The 6,309-nt window shown below is 66.7% G+C and carries 8 protein-coding genes; 4 read left to right on the top strand and 4 right to left on the bottom strand.

Translation table 11 applies throughout. The annotated features are described in order from the left end of the window. The 3 genes from VFA16_RS00260 to VFA16_RS00250 all read left to right on the top strand — a co-directional run. Positions 1 to 242, top strand: a 242-nt coding sequence (locus VFA16_RS00260; protein WP_324965891.1) for a DUF4162 domain-containing protein, incomplete at its 5' end; no start/stop codon positions are given. Continuing rightward, positions 239 to 1,870 (top strand): ABC transporter, encoded by a 1,632-nt coding sequence (locus tag VFA16_RS00255; RefSeq protein ID WP_324965890.1) that lies wholly within the window; start codon positions 239 to 241, stop codon positions 1,868 to 1,870. The genes VFA16_RS00260 and VFA16_RS00255, both read left to right, overlap by 4 nt. A 304-nt stretch (positions 1,871 to 2,174) precedes the next feature. Beyond that, a complete protein-coding gene (locus VFA16_RS00250; RefSeq protein WP_324965889.1) occupies positions 2,175 to 2,363 on the top strand; it encodes a hypothetical protein in 189 nt (62 codons plus the stop codon). A gap of 24 nt (positions 2,364 to 2,387) precedes the next feature. Here the strand turns inward: VFA16_RS00250 and VFA16_RS00245 are convergent, their stop codons facing one another. Genes VFA16_RS00245 through VFA16_RS00230 form a run of 4 tightly spaced genes read right to left on the bottom strand, consistent with a single transcriptional unit; the run spans position 2,388 to position 5,789 of the window. Next, on the bottom strand, positions 2,388 to 3,113 hold the full coding sequence (locus tag VFA16_RS00245; RefSeq protein ID WP_324965888.1) for a cobalt-precorrin-6A reductase: 726 nt from the start codon (positions 3,111 to 3,113) through the stop codon (positions 2,388 to 2,390). Continuing rightward, positions 3,113 to 3,868, bottom strand: a complete 756-nt coding sequence (gene cobM, locus VFA16_RS00240; RefSeq protein ID WP_324965887.1) for a precorrin-4 C(11)-methyltransferase — start codon at positions 3,866 to 3,868, stop codon at positions 3,113 to 3,115. Before cobM ends, VFA16_RS00245 begins: the two co-directional genes overlap by 1 nt. Next, positions 3,865 to 5,043 (bottom strand): precorrin-6y C5,15-methyltransferase (decarboxylating) subunit CbiE, encoded by a 1,179-nt coding sequence (gene cbiE / locus VFA16_RS00235; RefSeq protein ID WP_324965886.1) that lies wholly within the window; start codon positions 5,041 to 5,043, stop codon positions 3,865 to 3,867. The genes cobM and cbiE overlap by 4 nt, the downstream gene beginning before the upstream one ends. Then, positions 5,040 to 5,789 (bottom strand): SDR family NAD(P)-dependent oxidoreductase, encoded by a 750-nt coding sequence (locus VFA16_RS00230; protein WP_324965885.1) that lies wholly within the window; start codon positions 5,787 to 5,789, stop codon positions 5,040 to 5,042. Before VFA16_RS00230 ends, cbiE begins: the two co-directional genes overlap by 4 nt. Before the next feature lie 35 nt (positions 5,790 to 5,824). On the opposite strand from VFA16_RS00230, the gene VFA16_RS00225 reads away from it, so the two are divergent. Beyond that, the gene (locus VFA16_RS00225) at positions 5,825 to 6,238 is read left to right on the top strand and encodes a F420-dependent biliverdin reductase (RefSeq protein WP_324965884.1); all 414 of its coding nucleotides are present in this window, start codon (positions 5,825 to 5,827) and stop codon (positions 6,236 to 6,238) included. The last annotated feature ends 71 nt before the right edge of the window (positions 6,239 to 6,309 follow it).

Below are 6,309 nucleotides of genomic sequence, written 5' to 3'. Positions count from 1 at the left end.
TGCGCCGGTTGCGCCAGACCGTAGTCGAGGTGTCCTATCGCGGCGTTCGACCTTCCGTCGAGCATATTGCGGGTGTGTCAAGTGTCGAGCAGCTGGACGGTGAACGGTTGCGGTTCAATCTGACTGGATCGCCTGCGGCCGCACTTCAAGCGCTCGCCACAGCTGAAATCACCGCGCTCGCGATGCACGAACCGACGCTCGAGGAGATTTTTCTCGCCTACTACGGAGAAGCGGCACGATGACAACCGCCTCGCTGCCGGATTCGCTTGTTGAGCCCGAACCGCAACTCGCGCCGAGCCGGGCTGTGAGCAGGCTGGCCATGCGCCAGCTTCGCCTTGGTGCCGTGGTGGTCGCCTTGTTCTGCGGCGGTATGTCAGCGTTGGTCGCCAGCCAGTACCAGCCGATCGGCTACTTGCTGGATAAATCAGGTTTGCGCGCACTTGCTGAGAATCCCGGTATTCGGGTCTTGTCGGGCCCACCGGTCGCTCTGGACGATCCCGGCGGCTTCACTGTGTGGCGCACCGGCACACCCCTTTCGGTGTTGGCAAGCGTATGGATCATGCTTGCCGCCACACGTATCACCCGCGGTGAAGAGGATGCCCGGCGGTGGGACCTGCTCCTAGCGGGGCGCCTGCGAATAGCCGATGTGGTTGTCCGCTACCTGGCCGCCCTCGTTGGATCCGCCACGCTGATCGGCGTGGCCGTCGCGGCGGGCCTTTTGGCGGTCCGCACCGAACCGACCGGGGCCGTGATCCATGCGGCCGGGATCACCGGGATTGCTTTGACTTTCGCGATGACAGCTCTGCTCGCCGCACAAGTAATGCCGAGGCGATCCAGTGCCACGGGAGTTACAGTCGCGGCTCTGGGCGTTGGGCTGTTGCTGCGCATGATCTCCGATGGCGTGCATCAACTGGCGTGGTCGGCGTGGGCGACGCCGTTCGGCCTGACAGCCCGCGCGGCGCCATACGCCGACAACCGCATCGTTCCACTGATCGTGTTGGCTGCGTTTCCGACCGTGCTGGCCGGTGCGACCCTCTTTGCGGCACGCCACAGGGATTTGGGCGAAGGGATTGTGGTAGTGCCGGCTAGCCGTCCGCCACGAACTCGATTGTTGCAGTCGATCGGCGGGTTCGCCCTTCGCCGTGCCGGGCCGACCCTGGTCGGGTGGGCGACAGGCATCGCCGCATCGTTCTTTCTGGTCGGCGCGATGCTCGTCTATATTGTCGAGTTGTTCCAGAGGAGCCCGCGGTTGGCTGAGCTCGCCGCAGCTGCCGGGATGGGCGGCCATGCCCTGGTGCCCGTCCTCGCTGCGGATCTGTTCAGCCTGCTACCGGTTGCCACCGGGCTATACGCCGCAATGCGTCTCGCCATCATGGTCGCCGACGAGAAGGCCGGTCGATGGGCTTTGCTGTTTGCGCAACCAATTTCGCGCGTACGCCTGGTGTCCGCTGAGATCATGGTCACGGTTGGCGGGGTCGTTGCCCTGCATTGCTGCGCCGCAGTCGCCGTTTGGGGCGGCGCCAAAATCACCGGCGCCGCACTGCAATTGAGCGATTCACTTGCGGGTGCGCTGAATTCCCTTCCCCTAGCTTTGCTCGCGGCCGGGGCCGCCGCCGTGGGCGTCGGGTGGCTCCCATTCGCGGCCGGCGCGATGGGTGCCCTGCCGGTTGTGATCGGATTCATGGTGAACGTGATCATGCAGACCGCGCATGCCCCTCGCTGGGTTGTCAACCTGTCGCCGTGGGCGCACCTCGCCGCCGTGCCCTATACACCGCCTAATTGGGCGGCCACCGCCATTTTGCTGCTGATCGGCGCGGTCCTGACCGCGCTCGGAGTGTATGGGTACGCCCGGCGCGACTTGGCACCGTGAGTAGAGGACATGCCACCGGTGAACGTCACTTCGCGGATCTCGGGGATGTCTCACCGCCGAGAAAGGAGGGCATGGCGGCAACCCTTTTTCGTGGCTCTGCCGGGAATGAATCCGCTGCCGAAAACCGATTTGGCCTGCAGAAACGCCGACCGGACGACGCGAGCGCAGCAGAACGACCGAGCACCTGGATACGCAAACAGCTGTTGACGGCGTCAACAGCCATCTGCTGGCCTACGCTGATCGGACAAGCAAATCTATTCAGACGATGGCTTGAAGGTCAGCTCGCAAGGGAGGGGAAATTCTGATGGGGCTGGTACCAAATCTCTATGGAGAACTGAAAGTCACTGTCGAGGAATCTATCGGACTCCTTAAGCGTGCAGTCCTGGCACTGGAGAAGCTTGCGGCAGAACAAGCGCGCGCCAATGACCTGTACGCCGAAGTGAATCAGACCGCACTGGAGCAAGCTCGGAACATGACCGGGGTATCGCCTTGAGCAAGCGCCGCTTGCGCACATCCCCTATTGAGCGCTTGCAACCCAGGCGACGGCCTCTTCGACGGTGCATACCGACGTCACGCCGGCCGGCAGTGGGGGGCGATCCACCATCACCACCGTGATATCCATCGCCGCGGCTGCGTCGAGCTTCGCTCGCGTCATGGTCCCGCCGCTGTTCTTGGTGACCAGCGCGTCGATGCCATGCTCACGCATCAATGCGTATTCCCCGTCATAGTCATACGGCCCACGGGAGAGCAGCAGCTGGTGGCGACGCGGCAGGCGATTGGCATCTGGCGCGGTGACGGCGCGGATCAAAAACCACGCATCGCTGTCGGCGAACGCCGCGACGCCGGATCGACCGGTGGTGAGAAATACCCGCGGATATTTGTTCATAGCAACGACTTTCGCCGCCTCGGTATCGGACGAGACGACGATCGCGGTCCCAGGCTCCCAGGCCGGACGCGCCAGCACCAGATACGGCACTCCCAGTAGCTCGCACGCTTGCGCAGCATGCGCGGTGATGGTGGCCGCGAACGGGTGCGTGGCATCAACGACGGCGTCGATTTTTTCGTCACACAGCCAGCGGCGTAGCCCGTCGACACCGCCGAACCCGCCGATGCGGACCATGCCCACCGGCAGTGCCGGGTCCGGCACTCGGCCGGCCAGCGAACTGATGATGTCGACCTCTGGATGAAGCCGGGCGGCCAATGCTCGCCCCTCGGCGGTGCCGCCGAGCAACAAGACCCGCATTAGTGCCGACTCCCCCTGGCTCGCCCTGCCGAATACAGGTAGCTATCGGTGAATCCCTCCGCGGACAGCACATCACCGACGATGATGACCGCCGTTTTCGTGACGCCTGAGGCGTGCATCTGTTCGGCGATATCGGCCAATGTCCCACGCAGCACGATCTGTTGCGGCCAGCTAGCGAAAGCCACGACGGCCGTGGGCGTCTCGGGCCCGTACCCGCCGGCAAGCAGTTGCGGAACAATAGCGTCGATCTGAGCAGCGGCCAAGTGCAACACCAGGGTGCCTCCCGATCGGGCCAAAGCAGCGAGGTCTTCACCCGGCGGCATTGGTGTGGACAGCGTGGCCACCCGGGTCAGCGTCACGGTCTGCGCCACACCGGGGACGGTCAGCTCCCGCCGTAAAGCGGCGGCCGCTGCAGCGAAAGCTTGTACGCCCGGCACGATTTCGTAGTCGATGCCCAGGGCGTCGAGTCGGCGGCACTGTTCGGCCAGCGCGCTGTACAGCGACGGGTCGCCCGAATGCAGCCGCGCTACATCGTGGCCGGCGGCATCCGCGTCGGCGATCTCGGTGACGATCTGCTCCAACGTGAGCGGACCGGTGTCGACGACGCGGGCACCCGGCGGACACAGCGCTAGCAGGTCGTCGGGCATGATCGAGCCGGCGTAAAGGCAGACCGGGCACTGTCCGAGCAGCCGCTGCCCCCGCACGGTGATCAGATCGGCGGCGCCGGGGCCGGCGCCGATGAAGTACACCGTCACGCCTTGGTCACCTCCCACTGGGTGACCGGCAGCTGCGGGCGCCACGTCGTGAAACCGCCCAGCGGCTCGCCGTGGTAGTGCTGGAAGCGCCGCAGCTGCCCACCCAGCCGGGAATGCGCCTGCACGACAAAGCCTTCCGATTCCGCGGTCACTGCGTTGGCGACCAAACGTCCACCGGCCGGCAGGTGCCCGAGGCACGCATCGAACAGGCCCGGCTGGGTGAGGCCGCCGCCGATGAAGATCACCGACGGTGTCGGCGCGCCGTCGAAAGCGACAGGGGCTTCACCACGTACGTCGATGCTCACACCGAACGCGACGGCGTTGCGGGCAATCCGCTCGCGGCGCTGCTCGTCGCGTTCGAAGGCCACAGCGGTGCAGCCGCGCCAACTCCGGCACCACTCGACAGCAATGCTGCCCGAGCCCGAGCCCACATCCCACAACCGCTCCCCCGGCCGCGGCGCCAGCGCGGCCAGCGTCACCGCCCGCATGCTCTGTTTGGTGATCTGCCCATCATGGCGGAACGCATCGTCGGGCACTGGCGACACCCGCTCGTCGGGCAGATAACGCACGGCGATCACGTTGAGGTCGTCGACGTCATCAGGCCTCCTGTCGGCCCACACGCGGGCGGTGCCGTCGCGGCGGCGCTCCCCGGGTCCGCCGAGCTGCTCAAGAACGGTGAATTCGGAGTCGCCACGGCCGGTTTCGGTGAGCAACCGCGCAAGACTCGTCGGCGTGGTGATGTCGCGCGACAGCACGATCGCCTGCCCGCCTTGGCGCACAGCGGTATGCGGCTCGGCGGTGACCAGGCTGATCACCTCGGTGTCGGGAACGGTCCAGCCCATTCGCGCGCACGCCAGCGTCACCGCCGACACGTGCGGCAACACCCGCACCCGCTCGGTGCCGAACAGCCGAATCAACGTGCCACCGATCCCGTACAGCAGCGGGTCACCACTGGCCAGCACATGCACGTCGGCGTCACAGTCGAGCAGACCGTGCAGCGCGGGAAGCATCGGCGACGGCCACGGCCGGCGCGCCGCGGCTACGCTGTCGTCGAGCAGATCGAGTTGCCGCTGTGATCCGTAAACAACTGTGGCCCTGCGTAATTCGCACTGCGATGGCTCCGACAGGCCCGCCATGCCGTCGGCGCCGATCCCCACCACGATAACGCGGTTCATCGTGGCATCCTGCGCCAAACGAACTGCGGCAGCAGCCTCATCACGACTGACACCGGCCCCAATGCCCATGGAACCCACACCGTGCGTCGGCCCCTGGCCAGCGCCCGCGCGGTTGCGTCGGCGACCCGCGCCGGTGTGGTCGGCAGCGGCGCGGGCGTCATACCTTGCGTCATGCGGCCGATCACGAACCCCGGCCGCACGATCAGTACCCGCACCCCGGTGCCGTGCAGCGCGTCGGCCAAGCCGCTGGCGAAGCCGTCCAGCCCCGCCTTGGCCGAGCCGTAGACGTAGTTGGCGCGCCGCACCCGGGCTCCGGCGATCGAGGAGAACACCACCAGTGATCCGCCGCCGGCGGCGCGCATCGCCCTGGCCAAATGGGTCAGCAGACTGACCTGCGCGACGTAGTCGGTGTGCACGATCGCCACCGCCTGCGCGGCGTCGGTCTCGGCCCGCGCCTGATCGCCGAGGATTCCGAAGGCCAGCACGGCAGTGCCGATGGGCCCGTGCTCGGCGATGATCGACTCGACCAGCGGCCCGTGGGAGTCCAGGTCGTCGGCGTCGAACTCGCGGGTGCGTACGGCCGCGGCACCGGCTGCGCGCAGCATCGCAGCCTGTTCGCCGAGCTGGTCTGCTCGCCGCGCGGCCAGCACCACGGTCGCGCCGGGCGCCAGACGCAGCGCCAGCTCGGTGCCAATCTCGCTGCGGCCACCGAAAATGACGAGAGGCCCGGCACCCGTGTCATCCACGGCTGCGATTATTGCCTGCGCTAACGTGGGCCGCGATGGCGAAAACCACTACCCGGCTCAGCACCGACGCGCTGGCTTTCCTCACCGAGCGCCATTTGGCGATGCTGACCACGCTGCGGGCCGACGGATCACCGCACGTGGTGGCGGTGGGCTTCACCTTCGACCCCAAGACACACATCGCCCGGGTGATCACCACCGGCGGTTCGCAGAAGGCGCTCAACGCCGAGCGCGGCGGGATTGCTGTACTCAGCCAGGTCGACGGCGCCCGCTGGCTGTCATTGGAGGGCCGCGCCAAGGTCAACAACGACATCGACGCGGTGCGCGACGCCGAGTTGCGCTATGCGCAGCGCTATCGCACGCCGCGGCCCAACCCGCGACGGGTGGTGATCGAGGTGCAGGTAGAGCGAGTGCTGGGGTCTGCCGACCTGCTGGAGCGCACCAGCGATTAGCGGGCTGGCCTACCCCGCAGGCTGGCCAAATCGTCCATTTCATCCACTGCTTTTTGGCCGAAGTCTCGCGG

The organism is Mycobacterium sp., from assembly GCF_035653355.1.
Lineage (GTDB): Bacteria > Actinomycetota > Actinomycetes > Mycobacteriales > Mycobacteriaceae > Mycobacterium.
Note: the sequence above shows the minus strand (reverse complement) of the source record. Positions and strands in the feature narration are given on the sequence as shown.